This is a genomic window from Clostridium puniceum, from assembly GCF_002006345.1.
GTDB lineage: Bacteria > Bacillota > Clostridia > Clostridiales > Clostridiaceae > Clostridium > Clostridium puniceum.
Window position 1 is genome coordinate 1 of sequence record NZ_LZZM01000236.1, and the last position, 20,962, is coordinate 20,962.

At 26.8% G+C, this 20,962-nt stretch carries 21 protein-coding genes, 1 rRNA gene and 1 other annotated feature; of the genes, 19 read left to right on the forward strand and 3 right to left on the reverse strand.

The annotated features are described in order from the left end of the window. Positions 1-195: 195 nt before the first annotated feature. The 5 genes from CLPUN_RS25685 (at position 196) to CLPUN_RS25705 (ending at position 5,287) form a co-directional block, all read left to right on the forward strand. Positions 196-822, forward strand: a complete 627-nt coding sequence (locus CLPUN_RS25685; protein WP_077850034.1) for a DUF47 domain-containing protein — start codon at positions 196-198, stop codon at positions 820-822. Further along, positions 815-1,819, forward strand: a complete 1,005-nt coding sequence (locus tag CLPUN_RS25690) for an inorganic phosphate transporter (RefSeq protein WP_077850035.1) — start codon at positions 815-817, stop codon at positions 1,817-1,819. The genes CLPUN_RS25685 and CLPUN_RS25690 overlap by 8 nt, the downstream gene beginning before the upstream one ends. 549 nt (positions 1,820-2,368) lie before the next feature. Then, the gene (locus CLPUN_RS25695) at positions 2,369-3,571 is read left to right on the forward strand and encodes an Mbeg1-like protein (RefSeq protein ID WP_077850052.1); all 1,203 of its coding nucleotides are present in this window, start codon (positions 2,369-2,371) and stop codon (positions 3,569-3,571) included. A 290-nt stretch (positions 3,572-3,861) separates the two neighbouring features. Continuing rightward, positions 3,862-4,701: a metallophosphoesterase gene (locus CLPUN_RS25700; RefSeq protein ID WP_077850036.1), complete on the forward strand. Its 840-nt coding sequence runs from the start codon at positions 3,862-3,864 to the stop codon at positions 4,699-4,701. 208 nt (positions 4,702-4,909) lie between these two features. After that, positions 4,910-5,287, forward strand: coding sequence for a phage holin family protein (locus tag CLPUN_RS25705; RefSeq protein WP_077850037.1), 378 nt, complete (start codon positions 4,910-4,912; stop codon positions 5,285-5,287). 106 nt (positions 5,288-5,393) lie between these two features. Here CLPUN_RS25705 and gloA2 read toward each other — a convergent pair whose 3' ends face one another. Then, positions 5,394-5,774 (reverse strand): SMU1112c/YaeR family gloxylase I-like metalloprotein, encoded by a 381-nt coding sequence (gene gloA2, locus CLPUN_RS25710; protein ID WP_077850038.1) that lies wholly within the window; start codon positions 5,772-5,774, stop codon positions 5,394-5,396. A gap of 287 nt (positions 5,775-6,061) precedes the next feature. After that, positions 6,062-6,286: a binding site (T-box leader), on the forward strand. A gap of 395 nt (positions 6,287-6,681) precedes the next feature. On the opposite strand from gloA2, the gene aspS reads away from it, so the two are divergent. The 10 genes from aspS (at position 6,682) to CLPUN_RS25755 (ending at position 14,270) form a co-directional block, all read left to right on the forward strand. After that, positions 6,682-7,971, forward strand: a complete 1,290-nt coding sequence (aspS, locus tag CLPUN_RS25715) for an aspartate--tRNA(Asn) ligase (protein WP_077850039.1) — start codon at positions 6,682-6,684, stop codon at positions 7,969-7,971. Between the two features lie 276 nt (positions 7,972-8,247). Then, positions 8,248-8,868 carry a hypothetical protein gene (locus tag CLPUN_RS25720; protein ID WP_077850040.1) on the forward strand — a complete coding sequence of 207 codons (621 nt, stop codon included), beginning with the start codon at positions 8,248-8,250 and terminating at the stop codon, positions 8,866-8,868. A gap of 127 nt (positions 8,869-8,995) precedes the next feature. Further along, positions 8,996-10,288, forward strand: a complete 1,293-nt coding sequence (locus CLPUN_RS25725; protein WP_077850041.1) for a C40 family peptidase — start codon at positions 8,996-8,998, stop codon at positions 10,286-10,288. 647 nt (positions 10,289-10,935) lie between these two features. Then, positions 10,936-11,247, forward strand: coding sequence for a hypothetical protein (locus tag CLPUN_RS25730; protein ID WP_077850042.1), 312 nt, complete (start codon positions 10,936-10,938; stop codon positions 11,245-11,247). Between the two features lie 123 nt (positions 11,248-11,370). Then, positions 11,371-11,730, forward strand: coding sequence for a hypothetical protein (locus tag CLPUN_RS25735; protein ID WP_077850043.1), 360 nt, complete (start codon positions 11,371-11,373; stop codon positions 11,728-11,730). A gap of 13 nt (positions 11,731-11,743) precedes the next feature. Continuing rightward, positions 11,744-11,884 carry a hypothetical protein gene (locus CLPUN_RS27870; RefSeq protein ID WP_158078843.1) on the forward strand — a complete coding sequence of 47 codons (141 nt, stop codon included), beginning with the start codon at positions 11,744-11,746 and terminating at the stop codon, positions 11,882-11,884. Between the two features lie 168 nt (positions 11,885-12,052). Next, positions 12,053-12,430, forward strand: coding sequence for a ribosomal maturation YjgA family protein (locus CLPUN_RS25740; protein WP_077850044.1), 378 nt, complete (start codon positions 12,053-12,055; stop codon positions 12,428-12,430). Positions 12,431-12,877: 447 nt separating this feature from the next. Continuing rightward, the gene (locus CLPUN_RS25745) at positions 12,878-13,444 is read left to right on the forward strand and encodes an HD-GYP domain-containing protein (RefSeq protein ID WP_077850045.1); all 567 of its coding nucleotides are present in this window, start codon (positions 12,878-12,880) and stop codon (positions 13,442-13,444) included. A 229-nt stretch (positions 13,445-13,673) separates the two neighbouring features. Beyond that, positions 13,674-13,919, forward strand: a complete 246-nt coding sequence (locus CLPUN_RS25750) for a spore coat protein (RefSeq protein ID WP_341426792.1) — start codon at positions 13,674-13,676, stop codon at positions 13,917-13,919. A gap of 48 nt (positions 13,920-13,967) precedes the next feature. Then, positions 13,968-14,270, forward strand: a complete 303-nt coding sequence (locus tag CLPUN_RS25755) for a spore coat protein (RefSeq protein WP_077850047.1) — start codon at positions 13,968-13,970, stop codon at positions 14,268-14,270. Between the two features lie 249 nt (positions 14,271-14,519). On the opposite strand, the gene CLPUN_RS25760 is transcribed toward CLPUN_RS25755, so the two are convergent. Then, positions 14,520-16,511 (reverse strand): KUP/HAK/KT family potassium transporter, encoded by a 1,992-nt coding sequence (locus CLPUN_RS25760; RefSeq protein ID WP_077850048.1) that lies wholly within the window; start codon positions 16,509-16,511, stop codon positions 14,520-14,522. Between the two features lie 332 nt (positions 16,512-16,843). Between CLPUN_RS25760 and CLPUN_RS28290 the strand changes: the two genes are divergently transcribed. From CLPUN_RS28290 to CLPUN_RS25770, 3 genes are all read left to right on the forward strand, one after another. Continuing rightward, complete coding sequence (locus CLPUN_RS28290) at positions 16,844-16,999, forward strand: hypothetical protein (protein WP_198944412.1); 156 nt, start codon at positions 16,844-16,846, stop codon at positions 16,997-16,999. Between the two features lie 22 nt (positions 17,000-17,021). Continuing rightward, on the forward strand, positions 17,022-18,425 hold the full coding sequence (amrA, locus tag CLPUN_RS25765; RefSeq protein WP_077850049.1) for an AmmeMemoRadiSam system protein A: 1,404 nt from the start codon (positions 17,022-17,024) through the stop codon (positions 18,423-18,425). 262 nt (positions 18,426-18,687) lie between these two features. Beyond that, positions 18,688-19,299, forward strand: a complete 612-nt coding sequence (locus CLPUN_RS25770; RefSeq protein WP_077850050.1) for a radical SAM protein — start codon at positions 18,688-18,690, stop codon at positions 19,297-19,299. A 505-nt stretch (positions 19,300-19,804) separates the two neighbouring features. Here the strand turns inward: CLPUN_RS25770 and CLPUN_RS25775 are convergent. After that, a complete protein-coding gene (locus CLPUN_RS25775) occupies positions 19,805-20,320 on the reverse strand; it encodes a hypothetical protein (protein WP_077850051.1) in 516 nt (171 codons plus the stop codon). Positions 20,321-20,891: 571 nt separating this feature from the next. On the opposite strand from CLPUN_RS25775, the gene CLPUN_RS25780 reads away from it, so the two are divergent. After that, a 16S ribosomal RNA gene (locus CLPUN_RS25780) occupies positions 20,892-20,962 on the forward strand; the annotation flags it as partial.

Sequence of the window (20,962 nt, forward strand, 5' to 3'; positions counted from 1 at the left end):
TAATAAAGCTTGTAGATTTTTTAGTAATGAAAGATTTACAAGTTTATTTTTTAGTCATAAATTTAATTTCTAATATTAAAATTAGGTTAAGTTTATTAAAAGTAGTTTAATATTCGGTTAAAAAGGCATATACTTGAGTATGGGCTATAATTTTAATAATATGTCGAGTGTCTATATTTTATAGGGAGTGATGGTGTGTTTAGTTTAAAGCCAAAAGAAGATAAGTTTTACAAATTATTTTTAGAAGCAGCACAAAATGTAAATGAGGGAGCAATCATTTTAAGGGAAGGTTTAGACTCTTTAGGAGAGAAAGAACTTAACGTTAGCAAGATTGAAGTATTAGAACATAAAGGAGACAGATTAGTTAATATTGTAGTTAAAGAACTAAGTGAAGCATTTATAACACCAATAGATAGGGAAGATATTTATTCATTAATAAAAAAATTGGATGATGTATTAGATTTAATTAATTCAACAATGCATAGATTTCTAATGTATGATATTAATCAGAGTACTGAAGAATCTAAGCTATTAGCGGATATGATAGTAGCGTGTACTAAACATAACTTAGAATTAATGAATGGACTTAACTCAGTGAGAAACAAAAAACAATGTATAAAAGAAAAAATTGCAAGTATACACCAAATTGAAAGTGAGGCAGATCGATTATTTAGGAAGACAATGTCAGAATTGTTCAAAAATGAAATTAATCCAATAGAAATTATAAAATGGAAGGAAATATATCAAATTTTAGAAAATACTATTGATAAGTGTGAAAAGATTGCAAATACTGTAGAAGGAGTTGTAATTAAGAATGTCTAGTACTATGACAATAACGATACTAATAGTAGTTTTCGTGTTAATATTTGACTTTATAAATGGATTTCATGATACGGCTACAGCAGTTGCGACATCGATTACTACAAGAGCACTTACACCTAAGGTTGCTATATTGGTATGCTCAATATTTAACTTTATAGGTGCTTTTACTGGAACAGCAGTTGCAAAAACTGTAGGTGATGATATTGTAAGCCATGTAGCAATACAACAATGGGTTATATTGGGGATTTTAGTTTCAGCTATAATTTGGAATCTAATTACTTGGTATTTTGGTATTCCTAGTAGTTCATCTCACGCATTAATAGGAGCATTAGTAGGTGGAGGAATAGCTTATAATAGGTCATTAAATGTGGTTAATTGGTATAATCTTTTTCATAGTGTAGTAATATGGTTATTTATTTCACCAGTTATAGGATTCATAGTAGGATATATAATAATGGGATTATTGAATTGGATTCTAAAACCATTTAAATATCACTTAGTAAACAAGCTATTTTTAAAATTTCAAGTTGTTGCAGGTGCACTTATGGCATTAAATCATGGAGGAAATGATGCTCAAAAATCTATGGGGCTTATAACAATGGCTTTACTAAGTGGTGGATTTATTACCACATTTGAAGTACCTGCATGGGTAGTAGCAGCTTGTGCTTCAGCAATGGCACTTGGAACTTCAGTAGGTGGGAAGAAGATAATTAAAACTATGGGGAGTGGAATGGCAAAATTAACGCCAGTAAATGGATTTGCAGCCCAAACAGGAGCAACAGCAGTAATATTTATAGCAACTTTATTCCATGCACCAGTTAGTACAACCCATATAATTTCAACAACTGTAATGGGTGTTGGAGCTTCTAAAAGATTTAAATCAGTAAAATGGGGAGTGGCTAAAAACATAGTTTGGGCTTGGGTGATAACTATACCAATAACAGCAGGCCTTTCAGCATTAATTATATCGATAATCAAGATTTTTGTGCAATTATAATTAATATTCCATTGATTAATTAATAAATCTTGGTTTGAAAGCTAAGGTAAAAGCATAGGTACTAAAGACTTTAGCGTTATACATATTTTAAAAGTGATTATATGCAAATTAAATAATTGCGACTCGATTTTCCTAGGATTTAAATCTAGAATATATTAATTAAAGATACAGTTGATTTAAATATGGATTATAAGAATTAATTTTAAAAAAGCGTAATTAAAATGCCTCGGATTCTTAGTATGAGGCGTTTTAATTTTAAAATTACACGCAATTAATTCCAATATTGTTATATTTATCCGCTTTATCAAAAGATTCTAAATGTGCCATAACTTAAGCAAGTTTTAAAGCTTTTCTATATCATCGTCAATTTTATCACAGATATTATAAGCTTCTTTAATTAATTTATTTTAAGGAAATACTAGAGGTAAGTCAATATAGTGTATTTGATTAGCTTTTCTTAGCAGTATATAAAAATTTAATGGGCTTTTACTTAGAGAATGAATAACCTAATAGTAGGAGTATTATAAATATTAAATGTGTGGAGGAGTAATGCGCAAATTGACTTATGACGAGTTAATACTTTTAAATAATTTAATATATTTACAGTTGAATGCTAAAGAAAACGAAAAACTTATAGATATTGTAGAGAGATTATTAAATAATGAAAGCTTTGATAATATAGATAATTGCAGCATAAGAATGCCTAAAAAGGAATGGGTAAATATATTGGTTCAAATTAAGAATAAATCTAATTTAAAAAATCTTAGAATTAGAGATATAGATAATTTCAAAGAACTTATAAGGTTTGCATGTTTTGTAGATGAAAAAAACAATGCAACAGCTGTTTTTAGAGGTACAGTTACAATAAAAGAATGGGAGGACAATGGTCAGGGAGCATATGAATATGATACTAAAGAACAAATAGATGCTTTAAATTATATAAATAGTCTAGAATTTAATGATATTACTATAACTGGACATTCCAAAGGAGGTAATAAAGCTCAATATGTAACAATCTTATCTTCTAAAATAAATAAGTGCATATCAGTTAACGGACAAGGTTTTTCGAATGAATTCATAAATAAATATAAAGATGAAATACAGAAAAATAAATCGAAAATAGTATGTATAAATTCAAAGTATGACTATGTGTATTGTTTATTTAATTCAATTTCAGAAAATTATCATTATATAGAAACAGAAATTCAAATTAATCCTTTAGATTACCATAAGCTGAACATTCTTTTGGACGAAGATGGAAACTTAAGGGAGGAGACAAGTGAAGGGGCTATATCTAGAATAATTAATCATTTTTCAATATCCATAATATCAGATTTGCCTAAAGATATAAGGATTCTAATTGTTAATGCCATAATAGATGTAATAGAATTAATTTTATGTGGAGGAGAAAATGAGAATAATATTATAAAAGATGTAGGTAAACTTTTAATAATGGTTTGTCATGAAAATTGTTTTAAATATAAAGAAATTTTCAATATAGCTTATGCAATTCTACAAGCAATAATAGTACCATTTATATTTTGGGGAGAACTTATAATTGCAGAAAAAAGTCAATCAAGAGAACTACTTAGTAAAGTTATTAATAAAATAAATGTACTAGAAAATGGAATAATAAAAAAAATGCAAATTATAGATAAGGATTCGATTAATATAATTAATAGTATTTCAAAAGCAGTTATAGTTTTAACTTCCGAACTTGAAAATGAAATTTTAATAAGTAAAATAAATTAAAGTTGTTCTTTAAATTTTGATAATATATAATGATTACAAAATATATATTTAACTTAATTGGTTATAATTCATTGTTAATAACTAAAGAAAATCGCTTTTAGGATCTCTTAAAAGTGAATTATTAAAAGTGAATTATTAAAAGATAAACTTTAATGTTAAAGCTTAATAATGTTGCAAAAGCAGGTTACTTTCGGATTAAGTAGAAATATCTTAGTTTCAGTGAAAAGTTAAATTTGCAACATTATACTAAAGTTATTTATAAAAAATTATGCCTAGAAATGGAGAATAATATGGTTGAAACTCTAATAGGATTAGCAGGAGTAGCTTTATTGTCTACTCAATTATATATAGATAATACTTTAATACAGGTGTCCAAATATGAAATTAAAAGTAGTAAGCTCCCAAAGGAGTTTAATAAATTTAAAATAGTTCATTTATCAGATTTTCATAGTTATGGTTTTCATAAAGATAATTTAAAATTACTTGAGAAAATTGATAAGGAATATCCTAACATCATTGTTATGACAGGAGATATGGTTAATAAATACGATAGAAACTTTGAAAAATTTTTAAATTTAGCAGAAGCTTTAAGTAAAAAATATAAAATATATTATATTGTAGGGAATCATGAAGTAAGATTACGAAAAGAAGATTTAGATTTTATTCTAGAAAAGCTTAAAGAGTTTGGAATTAATATATTGACGGATGGAAAAGTAACCATAGTGAGAAAAAAAGAACATATTAATATCTATGGAATTCATATTCCGCTTCAATATTATAGAGTAATAAATAAACCTACTAATATAGATGAAGTAATTACCAAAAAGCTCGGCCAATGTAAAGATGATGAATATAATATTTTATTAGCACATAATCCACTATATTTTGAAGCATATTCAAAGCAGAATGTAGATTTTATATTATCGGGACATGTTCATGGTGGAATGATAAGAATGCCTTTTGTAGGTGCAGTACTTTCACCAGAAAGAAAGTTTTTCCCTAAATACAGTAGTGGTGTTTATGAAATAAATAATAAAAAACTTTTGGTAAGTAGAGGCCTTGGACATAGTAGAAATGGAATACGAGTATTTAATAAGAGAGAGGTTGTTAGCATAACTTTATATTGTTAGTTAATGATAGTAAAATTAAGTGTATAAATTCCAATTTAAATTATATGTTGCTAAATTAAAAATTATTTTTAGAAATCTTAGGAGAAAATTATTAATTATTAGTAATTTGAACATATTAAATCGTCTATAAATATATAATAATTTTTAGAATTATGGGCAAAGTATAATTACACTCATATTTAATTAATTTTAAAGGAGGTAATTACAAATGGTACATAATAAAGAACATTCTACAGGTGAACATGTTGGAGGTCGAAGTATTTTAGGGTGGGTAGGAAGAATGTTATTAACAGCTGTAATTTTAGCAATAACATCATTTTTTACACCAGGGTTTACTATTAGTGGCTTATGGTCATTCATATTAGCAGCAATCGTAATAAGCGTATTAGATTATTTAGTAGAATCATTTATGGGTGTTGATGCATCACCTTTTGGAAGGGGAATAAAAGGATTTATTATTGCAGCAGTAATAATATATATAACACAATTCTTAGTTCCTACCATGAGTGTTTCTATAATTGGTGCATTATTAGCAGCTTTAGCCATTGGAATCTTAGATGCAGTAATGCCTGGGAAAACTATGTAGTAGAGGTTGTTTCAAATAGTTAAATAAAAAATTAAGGATGATTTTAAAATTATCCTTAATTTTTTTATATTAATTTTAAAGAGATGTTTTATAGAAATTATTGAGATTATTCATGTAACTCTAAAGGTAATCCATCGGGATCATTAAAGAAAGTAAATTTTTTACCAGTATATTCATCTATTCTAATTGGTTCAGTAACAATTCCTTTTGAATTCAATTCTTCTATAACTTCCTCGATGTTATCTACATAAAAAGCAAGATGTCTTAAACCACAAGCTTCAGGTCTAGTAAGTCTTTTGGGAGCTTCATTCATGGAAAAAAGTTCAATTTCGCTGTTACCTATTTTCAAATCTAATTTATAAGAGTTTCGATCTTTTCTATAATTTTCATGTATAATTTTAAAACCTAATAAGTTTACATAAAAATTTTTAGATATCTCATAATTAGAAGCAATAATAGCAATATGATGTATTTTATTTAAGTTCATAGTAAATCCTCTCTATTAATAACATAAATAAAGTATATTTTAATTATTTCGAGTCTATTTGTACATAGATAATCAAAATAAAAAAATGTTTGTTTTATGAATTTTTTTATAATATTTGCATCTGAATTTGCTTGTTCATCTTTTAAGTCTTTAATTTTTTTTAGTAGTAAGCTTTCTTTTATTATTTTAATTTTCGATTTATTTAATACATACTTTATGTATTAAATAAATATTAATTGTTATTGACAATTTTTTTTATAGGGAGTAAGATATAAAAAAGTAAAGAATTAAATTCTTTGAAGGGAATAGTAAATATTATGTTAGTATATTAAGCGAGTAGAGGATGGTGGAAGCTCTATGAGAAAGTTGATATTGAAGACATCCTGGAGAAGCTTATCTGAAATTTTAAGTAGGATAAGTCGGATCCCTCCGTTAAAAGGTTAAAGATGACTTAGTTTATTAAATTTTGTCAAAGTAGAATGGCACCGTGAAGTATAGTCTTCACTTCTATAAAGAAGTGAAGGCTTTTTTTATTTAAATAAAATAGGCTAATTTTATTTAAGGTTTAAATCATTAATTTGACAAAATTATATAATATAGGGATATCCCATAAATACAAGGAAGTCAGTATGTTAATATATTTTATGCCAATATCTGTATTAGATATTTAACTTTGTTGTATTTTATATCCATAAGTAAAAAAAGGGTGGTACCGCGAAGAAATTTGCCCCTTGAGTTTAGCTGACTCAAGGGGTTTTGTTGCATTTAAAAATTTATTAGATAATTTTAAGTACTATAAAAATAAAATATAGAATGCCTACAAATTAAAGTAGATACACATGAATTATAACTAAATAAATGTAATATAAATCTATAAAATAATATGTATTTTTAAGGAGTGGTTAAAATGAAAAGAATAATGATAAATGAATTAAACAATTATATAAATGAAAAAGTGCAAATTAAAGGTTGGATCCACCGTATAAGAAAATTAAAAGCAATAACATTTATTATAATAAGAGATAGAACAGGTTTAGTGCAATGTGTTGTAAATAATAAAGAAATAAATAATGTTGATACTAAATTAGAATCAGTAGTGGAGATTCTTGGAACTGTTTTAGATAGTAAAAATATTTTAAATTCATTTGAAATATCAGTTGAAAAGTTTAGTATTATTAATAGTTCTATAGAGGAGCTGCCTATTGAAATAAATAAGCAAAATTTAGAAGTAAACTTAGATACTATGTTAAATAATAGAATGTTAAGTTTAAGGCATGAAAAAGTAAATGCAATATTCAAAATACAGAATATAATAGTTGAAGGCTTTAGAGAATTTTTAAATAATGAGGATTTTACAGAAATATCTACACCAAAGCTTGTTGAAGAAGGAGCAGAGGGAGGGACAGAAGTATTTAAGGTACAATATTTCGACCGAGAAGCATACCTAGCACAAAGTCCACAATTTTATAAGCAAATGATGGTTGGTGCAGGCTTTGAAAGAGTTTTTGAAGTTGGGCATGTATATAGAGCTGAGGAACATAATACTAATAGACACCTAAATGAATATATTAGCATGGATTTAGAAATTGGATTTATTGAAGATGAAAAAGATATAATGGATTTAGAAGAAAAACTAATAAAATTTATATTAAAAAAAGTTATAGCGGAAGGCAAAAGTCATTTAGAAATTTTAAAAGTAGAAGTTCCAAGTATAAAAAATAAAATTCCTAGGATAAAATTTAGTGAAGCTATAGAAATATTAGAGAAAGAATATAATAAAACAGGATTAGAGGGAGATATGGATCCAGAAGGAGAAAAGCTAATTTGTAAATATGCAAAGGAAAAGTTAGAGTGTGAATTTATATTTTTAACCCATTATCCAAGAAAAAAGAGACCTATGTATACAATGCCTTGTGGAAGTTTAGAAACTCATAGCTTTGATTTATTATTGAGAGGAATTGAAATTACAACTGGTGGGCAAAGAATTCATGAGCATAATATGCTAATAGAAAATATGAGGTATAAAGGATTAAATCCTAAAAATTATGAAAGTTATACCTCAAACTTTAAATATGGAATGCCGCCACATGGAGGTTTAGCAATTGGACTTGAACGTATAACTGCCAAAATTTTGGGCTTTGAAAACATCCGTGAAGCAAGTTTACTTCCAAGAGATAGAACAAGGCTTATACCATAGATGTATTTAATTTTATTTATATTATAGAAATAAAAATTCAAGAAAATTAGGTTGAGCAATACTGAAAGAGAAGCTTTTTAGCTTCTCTTAATTGCATTTTGTTCTAATTATTTTTATGTTCATAACAAATTCAAACAAAAATTTACCATAAATATATGATAATTCAACAAAATTTTTATAAAGCTTAAAAAGTTGTAAGCATTTATGATATACTAATTATGAACGAAACTTAGTTTTAGTTTTTAAAAAGGAACCGAATGGGGATGTAGTAAAGTTATGATGCCAAATTATCAATTAGGAGCATTTATAGTTGGAATTTTAGGAATAATTATTTCATTTATCTTACTAATAATAAGTGTAATAAAACATAAGAAAATATTAAAAATTATATCTATGTTTCTTTTTATTTCATTTATAGGTATAACGGTAGGATATTATTATGAAACATTAAAGGATGTTACTAATAAGGTTAATGAAGCAGAAATTGAAGCCAAAGTAGCGAAAAAGGTAACAAGTGGAAATAGTGATGATCCGCTAATAATAACAGAAAAAGACTTTTATGATGATGCTAATTATTATTATAGTGAATTTGAGGTTAAAAATAATTCAAAGATTGAAATATCAAAACTTTCCTTTCATATAATTTTTACATATGAAGCTAGTTCAAAAGAAGGTACTCATGATGAACATATATTTCTTCTAGACTCAGTAATTCCTCCTAATATGATCATATCCAAGACTTATCTTTGGAGGAAAAGTAGTTTGGAAAGACAGTTAGGAATTAAAAATATAAAGCTAGCAAAAATAGAAAATGTAATTTGCTATGTTAATGTTAATGGTGAAGAAAAACCTATGAAAGTTGAAGAATTAAAAACAATGCTAAAAACTATTAAATAATATGTATTTATAAGCACCATAATGGAGTATGTTGTCATATATACCGATTGTTGATGATTGTTAAAAGTGCTATAATTATGTAAGAATAGGGTGTACAAAGGGGGAAGAGGTTTAAAAACCGAAATATATGAAGAATAAAGTTTTAGCAATTGCTTTAACAGTTGTATTAACAATAAGTGGTTCAATGCCAGTATTTGCAGTGCCCAATAATGCTCAATTAAGTGATTCAAGGCAGAAATATGCTGAAATTGAGAATAAAATAAGAGACATTGAAAACAAAATTTATGATTTAAATTCTCAAATGGAGTCATTACAAGGAACTGTAGAAAAAAATAAACGAGATATAGAAAATATAAATAAAATTGTTGAAAATACCAAAAAGGATATTGAGCAATATAAAAAAGATATTAAGGACTTAGATTTGGCTTTAGGAAAAAGACTTAAAGCGGTATATACAGCTGGCGATTTAGAATTTAACTATGTAAAATTTGTCCTTGAATCTAATTCATCAACAGAACTCTTTTCTAGATTAGAAGCAGTTACTAAAATTGTAGGAAAAGATAAAGAAGCAATAGAAAAGATTGATAATAAGAAACAAGATTTAAATAATAAAATAAAATCTTTAGATGATAGAAAAAATGAAATTAATAAGCTTAATAAAGAAGTTCAAGACAATTTAAGTGAAGTGGATAGAAAAAAACGGGAACAAGAAATTTTAGCAAATGAAGCTAAGAAGGAAAAAAGTAAATTTGATGCAGAATATTTATCACAATTGGAAAGAGATGCTGTAAAAGCTCAATTTGATGTTATAGATAATACTAATAGCTCATCAGGAGAAATTCAAGGTTCAATTAATCAATTAGTAAGTATTAGAAATAGCCAAATCAAAAGCCCGATTGTCACTAAGGAAATTGATGATAAAGTAGAAAAAGCAAAAGTATTAGCAAGTCAAAAGAAAGTAGCAGAGGAAAAAGAAGCTGCAAGACTTCAAAAACAAGCACAGGAACAAGCAAATGCTAAAGCAACAAGTTCAAAATCAAGTGATAAAAAATCAAGTTCATCAATATCAGCTCCAGCAGGAGGAAATGCACAAGCAATTTTAAATGAAGCTTATAAGCATTTAGGTGCAAAATATGTATGGGGAGCAACTGGACCAGAGACCTTTGATTGTTCTGGATTTACATCGTATGTGTACAAGCATGCTGCAGGAATGGATATATCAAGAACTACATATACACAAATCGATGTTGGTCAACCAGTTAGTCAAGATCAACTTAAACCAGGTGATTTAGTATTCCCTCATGCAGGACACGTTGGGATATATGTAGGAAATGGTCAAATGATTCATGCACCACAAACAGGGGACGTAATAAAAGTAAGCCCAGTATATAGTTTTTATGCAGGAAGAAGAATGTTGTAAGATGTATGTACTTTACTTATTAAAACATATATGTTAAAAATTAATTAAATAGTATCAAAAATAAAGTTAGGAATTAGATTTTCTAGCTTTATTTTTTAGATTAATTTCTTTAATTGGATCTTAAGTTTGAATAAAGAGTTAAAGAGATGTATATATTGGTGATTTAAAATTTAATTATTTAAGTTTTCCTTTGTCAATCAAAATCAATGAGTTATTTATTAGAATAGAAGTTAATAATAAAATTATGAATAAAAATGGATTACTTATCACAACATTGCCTCAAGATCCAGATAAAGTAGAATAATTACTGATTTCTTTATATGAGGATTATTATAATAATTCTAAGAATGTAATTGATTAGATGAAGTGTTAGCTGAAAGATACTAAATTAATAATATTCTTTACAATGCTTAGTATGGATGTTGCGAGGATATGTTTAATTTAGTGAAAAGATTAAGTAAAAATGGTGAAGAATTCATAGGCAAAATAAAGATAAATTTGTAAAATTTGTAGTATAACTACGGTAGGTTATTTATTAAGGAAAATATGGTCTGTCTTGGACATTGTAAGGACAAACATTTCAATTAAAATTAAGGATACTATTATAGAAGTAGGAATGGGATATATTCAGGATATTCTCAGATGGTTTGGGTAGTGGAGTTAAAGCCAATATACTTTCTACTCTAACATCAACAATACTCGGAACCATGCTTTCTAAAAATATGCCACTAGATGAGTGCATAGAAACTGTTGCTACAGCGCTTCCCATGTGTAAGGAGAGGGAGATTAGCTTACTCTACTTTTACTGTATTAGAGCTCACAAATCGTCAAGCACATCTTGTACAGTATGTGATAATCCTAGTGCAATTATTCTAAGAAAAGGTAAAAGATTATTATACAATTATATTGTCCACTTTGTTGGGGAAAAAGAAATTCATGGAAGTAGAATTATTCTTTAAAAGGATGATATTATTGTGCTGATGACTTATGGAGTTACCAATGCTGGAATTGGAAAACTTGTCCATAGTGGTTGACAACACTCTGAAATCGCAGCATTTCTAGAACTTCTTGATACAAAACAAATGTCAGCATCTCGTATTGCTGCACAAATCGTAAATTGCAGTTTGACTCTAAGTGAGGATTCGCTAGATGATGATGCCACTGTTTTTGTGGTAAAAGTTAGAGCTAGAGAGGTTGTCAATATGCTTATTGGCCCATCCCAAAATAGAGAAGATGACAATAAAGTGCTAAAATTGTTCTTTTCTAAAAATGGCAAAATCGTTATTTGTGGTGGAAGCACAGCTAGCGTTGTAAGTAAATACCTAAACAAATCCATGAGGGTAGTACAAAACAGTGGAAATGAAGAAGTTCCGGATATGGCTTCAATTGAAGGAGTAAATTACGTCATAGAAGGCATCATTACTTGCACTTTTATTGATTGAAGAGGCTACTGATGTGAATATTTATTTTGGAATGTCTGAAAATGTTGCACATAAAGGAACAGATATTGATTTTAACACAAAATTAGCATTAATCAAACAACTTGAAGAATATCTAAATAAAATGGGCAAAAGTGTTAAGATTAGTTTTTGTTAGATTTAATAAGTATAAATGAAATGACAGAGGATGAATTTTTATGAATGTTGAAATAACTAAAGATATTGATTATATTTTTAGTAAATAGAATTAAGTATATGTTTTAGAGAAAACTAATAACTATAAAAGAATCGTAAGTAATCCTCAAAAAAAGATGGGAGAATAATTGTGAAAATAAAGTATAGGCATTTAGGAATATTTATAATATTAATTATAGTGGAAATATATATAGGGGTTTTTGTACATGATAATATAATTAGACCATTTGTTGGCGATGCTTTGATAGTTAGTGTTCTATATTTTTTTATTAGAAGTTTTATTAACAAACCAAGGTTTTTAGCAGTGTATGTTTTTTTATTTGCTTGCTTGATTGAGGTAGGTCAATATTTTAATTTAGTTTCTTTGTTACATATGGAGAATTATAAGATTGCTAGAATAATAATTGGATCAACCTTCGATTTTAATGATATTTTTTCTTATTTTATTGGGACAATATTCATATTTTTATATGAAGTAGTAGAAGATTCAGTTCTTAAAAAAGTTTAGAATAAGAAAAATTAATAGTGTAATACTACAATATATATTCTAAATATATTCTAAAAAAATATATATATAAAATTGGTGAAAAAAAGAGCTGATTAAATTAATCGAAAATCGAAAAAATATAATTTAGAAAATGAAATCTAAAGTAATGTTTTATAATTAAATTAATATAATATTAATTTAGGTTGCATTTCTATTAATAAAATATCTTATAAATATCAGATAGATAATAATTGCTTGTCGTAAAATGTTGATATTGTATCTTAATATATTATATTAGAATTTATAAATTTTCTATGAATCTCAAATTACAGATTACTATATAAGCATTTACTTATAAAAATTCAATTGATATTATTTATTTATGCAAATAGAAAAATAATAAATGTTATATATAAACCTAGTTAAAAAGCAAAATTAAGAATTGAAGGAGAAAAATATAAAATTAATATGAAAGCATATACAGATATAGTAGATTGCATGTTAATAGTATTAGGATCTAAAGATACTTATACATTGAATCACTCTATAAGAGTAGGAAAAATGGCATATAAATTAGGTGAATTTTTAGGTATGAGTACAAATGAATTAGAAGCATTAAATATGGCTGGGAAATTACATGATATTGGTAAAATAGGAATCCCAGACAGTATATTAAATAAAACAGAAAAACTTGATAGAAATGAATGGAATATTATGAAAAAACATTCTCAAATAGGATATGGTATTCTTAGTAAATCAAAATATCTTAAATGCATTTCTTACGTAGTATTGAATAGTCATGAACGATGGGATGGAAAAGGATATCCAAATGGATTAAGTGGGCAAGAAATCCCATTTGCATCTAGAGTGATATCAATTTGCGACTCTGTAGATGCAATGAAAAGTAACAGATCATATAGAAAGTTAATTAGTGATTTGGAATGTCGAAAGGAACTAATAAAAAATAAGGGAATTATGTATGATGGTATTATAGTTGAATGTATTGTGAAAAATTGGAATAAAATTGTAACATAAATATGAAAAAATGAAATATTTTTTATATTAATGACTAAAATGCTAAATTTAAGACTATGCATTTGAATAGAAGAAATTCAATTGAAATGCATAGTTATTTTTGTGTATAAAATTATACAAATAAATGAAAGTAATTGGAATTGGGAATTTAGTTATTAATATTTAATTTAAGTCAATTAAAGAAGGATAATTTCATTGCATAACAAAAGCTGCATGTGGAAGAATACATTTGATAGAAAAAATAGGATGTAAAATGATGGAACGAGAATATTTAGGATTAAATGAAATAATGCAGGTACATGAAGTGTTAAATCTAAAAACTATTTGTATGACTACAGCTAAAATAATGGAAGGAGTAGTTTTTGATCAAGAGCTTAAAGCATTATTAGAAAAGGATGTGCAGCAATCGATTATAGCAATTAGTGGATTGCAGGAGTTATTAAAAAAAGCTCCTAAAATGAATTTAAATCTTTAAAATTAAATAAATATTTAAATTATTATAATTATGTAAAGGAGGTAAACGATGATTAATGATTATTTAGAAATAAGAAATGCAGAAGGAATGCCTAAGCTTGTGGGTGCAACTATGTCGTTAGGTTTTTTATTGAATGCTAAAAGTAGAGTAAGAAATTATGCAATTGCATTAACAGAAGCAACTAATGCAGAGATTAGAGCTGTTTTAAGAAAACAACTTAAAGATGTCATTGCTACTTATGAAAAAATTTCAACATATACTATGGAAAAAGATTATTATCATGCATATGATATTCGAGAACAACTTAAAGTTGATATGTTAGCAACAGAAACTGCCTTAAAGCTTATATAAGGGCTTATGTAAATCTCTTATAAAAGCAAAACAATGAGTAGTAAGGGAACAAATAAAATGTACTCTACAGAGTCGTTTTATTGTTCCATTTATTGCACAAATTTTCTTGCTGGAAATTTATAAACATTGAATTTTGTATAAATAAATTTAATTAGAAATTATATAAAAACAAAACTTGAACATTACTGAAATTTTCAGGTCGTATTATTTGAAAGTAAATTTAAATAACAAGTGCAGTGAAAAAGTAGACTATTTTGAAACTCTTTTTAAATTTGTACGATTATACTTTCCTAAAAATAGTGGAACCTTTTCAATGTCAACATCACTAGTCTCAAGTCCAAACCATTTTGATGGAGAAACAGTAAATCTTTTTATAAATAACTTGGCCTTATATATGAATGCTTCCCAAAAATTTAATTCTGTTTCATATGAAAGCTGTTCTACAATTAAAGTAAAACGAAAATCACCAACTTGTCTATCAGGCATGATTGTGTAGTTTCTAGATTGAATGTTTATTTCTCCACTTTTTACCAAATCGGTTGAAATCTGACGTAAGTAAACATTTAATCTTTGATCTACTCTGAAGCCAAGTCTTAATTGAACTTTTACAATATATGAGGTTCCGAAAGTTTCTATTTCATATTCTGCATCATAAGGATTATCTGTAACGACAATATTAACAAACCAATAGACATCTGCTTTCTTAGGTCTTTTATCTAAGATAGAGTACATTATATTTCTTTCAATTTTCTTGGCGTATTCAGAATTAGTTAAATACACAAGATTTGTTGCATATTTAGGGCGGTCAACATCTTGACGTAAGAGATTTAGTTGTTTTTTATAATCTTCAATTTGAACATATTGTAGTAAACGGATTTTAATATAGTGACCTTGAATCCAGATACACATAAGAGAAACAATTGCTAAAGCAATTAAAACTGCTACATATCCACCATGCATAAACTTAACAACATTTGAAATAAAGAATGAAAGTTCAAATATACCAAAGAAGATAATCATACTTATGGCAATTATAGGTGAAACTTTTTGTTTTAATAAGTAGTTAAATAATAGAATAGTTGTCATTAACATAGTAACTGTAATTGCCAATCCATAGGCTGCTTCCATATGATCTGAACTTCTAAAGTAAAGAACAATTCCAATACAAACAATCCATAAAACTTTATTAACTGATGGCATATATAGTTGTCCTTTAGAACTAGATGGATACTTAATATGTAGTCTAGGAAATAAATTTAATTTAATTGCTTCAGATGCAAGCGTAAAAGAACCTGAAATTAACGCTTGAGAAGCAATAATTGCAGCAAGTGTTGAGATTACAACACTAAAAATTAAAAGACTATCTGGAACCATTCTAAAAAAAGGATTTAAATCTACTATGTTTAAAAGGGTTGGATTTTTTTTTGCTGATAATATCCAAGCGCCTTGACCAAAGTAATTTAATAATAAACATATTTTAACAAAAGGCCAAGAACCATAAATATTCTTTTTACCAACATGGCCAAGATCTGAATAAAGAGCCTCAGCACCTGTTGATGATAAGAATACACCACCAAGAATAAAGAATCCTAATTTATTTTCGCTGCTAAAAAGAATATTAATTGCATAATGGGGTGAAAGTGCACGAAGTAGTGTCCAATCGTGAGAAAGATTAATAATTCCAAAGAATGCTAATGAACAAAACCAAATAAGCATAATTGGACCAAACATTTTTCCTATTAAATCAGTTCCAAAATGTTGAATAAAAAAAATAAAAGTTATTATTGCAAGTACTATTGTAATAATGATATTTTGATTGTGTCCAAAAAGAGTATTAAATTTTGGAATTATCTCCAATCCTTCAATTGCAGAAGTTACAGTTACAGCTGGTGTTAACATTCCATCAGCAAGTAATGCAGATCCACCAATCATAGCAGGAATAATAAGCCATTTTCCACGACGACGGACTAAAGTGTAAAGTGAGAAAATTCCACCTTCACCATTATTATCTGCATTTAAAGTTATAAGAACATATTTTATCGTTGTCAAAATAGTAATTGTCCAAAAAACTAACGACAATGCTCCAAGAATGAAATTTTCAGATATTTTTTCTAACCCACCATTACCTTTAATAATTGATTTCATTACATACAGTGGTGAAGTTCCAATATCTCCATAAACCACTCCTAATGTTACTAAAGCTCCTCCAAATGTTAATTTGGAAATGTTATTTTTGTTCATAGTTAATCTTCCTTTACACTAAAAATTGTTATAGTTTTGATTAAATGTATATAGTTTAAATTATTTATGTAAATTTTAAACTACAATGTTATTTAAAGGCTAACTTCATATTTACTACTAAACATTAATAGTATTTGTTATTATTAAAATAATATTTATCATAACATGGTTTAAGAATAAGTCAATATTTAAAAATATAAATAAAGTTTACCAATTAAATTTATAGTGTACTATTACTAATAAAATATTAATTTATTTGAAATACTAAATTTAGGTATCAATTTCCGATTTTAGTTTAAATATTTTAAATACGATAATAAGGAGGATTTATTATGACTAGAGAAAATAATAGAGAAAAATTTCATAATATGATGAGGGTTGGCAATTATACTAAACATGCTATAAAAAATTTTGAGGAAAATATAGTTAATCAAAAAGATTATTTAGAAAAGGTTAAAGAGAATGAATTATCTAAAGATGACAAATAAGTTTGATTAAGAGGTGTAAGCAATGGGAGATATATTAGGATATTATTTAATGCCACATCCACCAATAATCATACCAGATATAGGTAAAGGTCAAGAAAAAAAGATAGAAGCAACCAGTTTAGCTTGCAATACGATAGGAAGAGAAATAGCAGATATTAAACCAGATACAATAATTATCATAACTCCTCATGGTACTATGTTTTCTGATGCCATAGCTATATCTGATGAAGAAATAATATCTGGAGATTTAAGTCAATTTAGATGCACTAATATAAAAATGAATATTCCTATAGATAATCAGTTTAATATAAAACTTGCAACTGCTTGTCATTTAGAAGGAATACCGTCAGTTCTTGTAAATTCAGAGTTTTTAGACAACTATAATATTAATTATGAATTAGATCATGGTACTATGGTTCCTTTATATTTTGTTAATAAATATTATAATGATTATAAAATGGTTCATATGACTTATTCTATGATAGGTGATATCAACTTATATAAATTTGGTATGGAAATAAAAAGAGTAGCAGAAGAATTAAATAGAAAGGCTATAATTATAGCGAGTGGAGATTTATCTCATAAACTTAAAGATAAAGGACCATATTCATATTCGCCATATGGCGAAAAATTTGATAATGAACTTTTGAAAAGCCTTGAAAATGGAGATGTTGTAGCAGCTTTTAATATGAATAAAGCTATGATTGATGAAGCGGGGCAATGTGGGCTAAATTCTATTTATGTACTTCTTGGATCTATGGAAGGCAAAGAAATAAAAGGAGAACTTTTATCTTATGAAGGAACTTTTGGTGTAGGATATGGAGTAATGAAGTTTAAGATACAAGAAAAGAATAAAAAATATCTAGAAGAACTAATAAAATGCAAACAAGAAAAATTTAAGGAAAAATTAAATGTTAAGAATCCTTATGTAAGACTTGCTAGGCAAAATTTAAATTATTATTTTTCTCATGGTAAAAAAGTAACAGAAATATCTAGTTTATCTCAGGAACTTTTAAATGAAAGACATGGAGTATTTGTATCTTTAAAAAAATTTGGTCATCTTAGAGGGTGTATAGGAACAATATTGCCAACAACTCCTTCTGTAGGTGAAGAAATAATAAGGAATTCTATAGAAGCAGCAATTCATGATCCTAGATTTCCGGCAGTTTCAGAAGATGAAATGGAAGATATAGATATATCTGTAGATATACTTATGGAGCCAGTATCTTGCAAAAAGGAGGAGTTAGATCCTAAAAAATATGGGATTATTGTATCTTCAGGTATCAGACGTGGATTGTTATTACCAGATTTAGAAAGCGTTACTGTAGAGGAACAATTAAGAATTGCTTGCGATAAAGCAGATATAGATTTTGATGAAGATTATAATATAGAAAAGTTTGAAGTTATAAGATATAAAGAAGAGTAATCTATTTTTAAAACTCAAAAGAGGAGGTTTAATTTAATGAATTTATTAAAAATAAGTTAACCAAACCGCCTCTTAAAATAAATTAAGTAAAGATGATGATGCTAAAACAGAATTTAAGTTAGTTAAATAGTCTTAGTATTTATTTTTAATATGTTATGCTACGCTTTTTTTGATATATTATATGCAACAAAATACATTATCTTATTAATATCATCAGCATAAAGTAGTAAATATAATAGATATTTAAAAGAAGGTGATCATTATGGATATAAAGATACCATTTTATGAAAAATATAAAGAGAAAATTAGATGTAGAGTGTGTCCTCGCAATTGTATATTAGATGAAGGCAAATTGGGAATATGCAGAGTTAGAACTCTAAAGAGTAGTGTACCTACTGCAATAAATTATGGTGAAGCTACATCAGCTGGAGTTGATTCTATAGAAAAGAAGCCTTTGTATCATTTTAAACCATCAAAAAATATCTTATCATTAGGAAGTTTTGGATGTAATATGACTTGTACATTTTGTCAAAACTGTGAAATATCACAAAGAAAACCAAAAGCAGAATATATTAATATAAAAAAGTTAATTAATATAATTCCAACAATAGAAAACAATGCCCGAATTGCTTTTACTTGTAATGAACCTTTTATGTGGTATGAGTGTGTTTATGAAGCAGCTAAAAAAATAAAAAAAAATAATTCAGGTACAAGTGTAGTGATAGTGACGAATGGTTATATTAACGAAGAACCACTTTTAAAGCTTCTTCCATATGTAGATGCTATGAATATTGATTTAAAAGGATATACAAATAGATATTATAATAAAATATATCTATACAGAGAGTTCTTGTTGGCGAGAAAGAACAGTTGATATTAATGTAAAAATGTTTTTGGAGCATTTCACAGAGATTTTATAAATTTGTGCTGCAACGGATTCACCCATTATAGTGAGATAGTATAATCATATTTTTGTGGCGTACTTAAAGCTGGTTTGGAAATAATATAGATAAATGGGAGTTTATTAACTTAAAGTTAGGAACTACAGTTGGAAATTTTGAAATACTGTTTGAGAGATTAGATAAAAAGTTAATTGATGAAGAATTAAAAAAATTAGAAGTAAAAATTAAAGGAATATAAAAGATAAATGTATAAGAAAAAATTATCTTATATATAAGTTTTAATTAATTTGTTACATTAAAATTATATAAATTAACTAAATGTATGAAATTTACGTATAGCGTATGTATATGATAAAAGTATAAAGAATTATAATAACGTAGGGAGTAGTTAATTGCTCCCACGCTATTACGAAGTCCAAAAATAAATTTATAAGTTATAGTCAAAGAAAGCGATTTATAAATCGAGAAAGGTAAATATTAATTTACATGCTTTTTTAGAGCATTATTTCTTAACATACTAGCTTTTTTTACTAGTTGTTTAAGCTCTAAATCATTGTGAATACAACTATCAATGTAATTTTCAAGTGTTTTTGAAAAATCACACCATAGTATAGGAAGTTTATTTTTTATATAACAATACAACGCCTCTTTTTCAGAAGCAGTTGGAATTGTAGTTGCTTGGGGAATGGGAATGAATTCCTTTTGGGAAAGTAATTCAGCGCTGATAAAACCATAGTGATCAAAGTTATAATAACGTTTCTTTATTTCATCTATTGTTAATTCATATCCACCATCATCATTTAATTGAATCCTATCAAAATTTGCGTAGATTAGTTTTGCTGGAGTTCTATTAATTGTTTCATAATATAGCAAAGTAAACAAAACTTCTTGATTTGAAAGATGAGAAATTGGTTTGTAAAAGTTGTCATTAGGCACTGGTATTTTATATACATGATTATCCTTTGTAATATAGAGACATTTAATTCCTGTCATAAAAACACCTCAATTTAAATTATTATTTAAGAAAAACTTTATAGAGAAGTTATATTTGAGATTATTAACAATAATAATTGAAAAGATACACATTTTTTATATATCAACTATATTTTTGTTAATATAAAAAACATTTATTCTTGTAAAAATAAATATAAAATCAATTATATAGATAATTTCAGAAGACAACTATATCTAGTGTATCAATATATGTATAAATGCGAAAAATAGAGAATTGTTGCGAAAAATGATTTTAAACATATATAATTAGTGAAAATATGAAAAAGTGATTAGTATTAAAGATGTTAGGATAAAACACGTCGCTAAGATATATAAACAACTTAAAAAAACTGAAAAACTTTTTAGAAGAAGAGTTTGAAATAATAAAAAAAGTTGTTGACAAGATTCAAAACAAGTGATACACTAAATGAGTTGCTTGAAGGCGACAGGAAAAAACAAAAAATTACAACGAAAGTTGTGAAAGAAAATGGTCTTTGAAAATTGAACAGAATATAATAAGTACATTTAAGTAAACCAGCAATTTTTATTTGAGTAAGCTAAGATTAAACTTTTAATTGAGAGTTTGATCCTGGCTCAGGACGAACGCTGGCGGCGTGCTTAACACATGCAAGTCGAGCGATG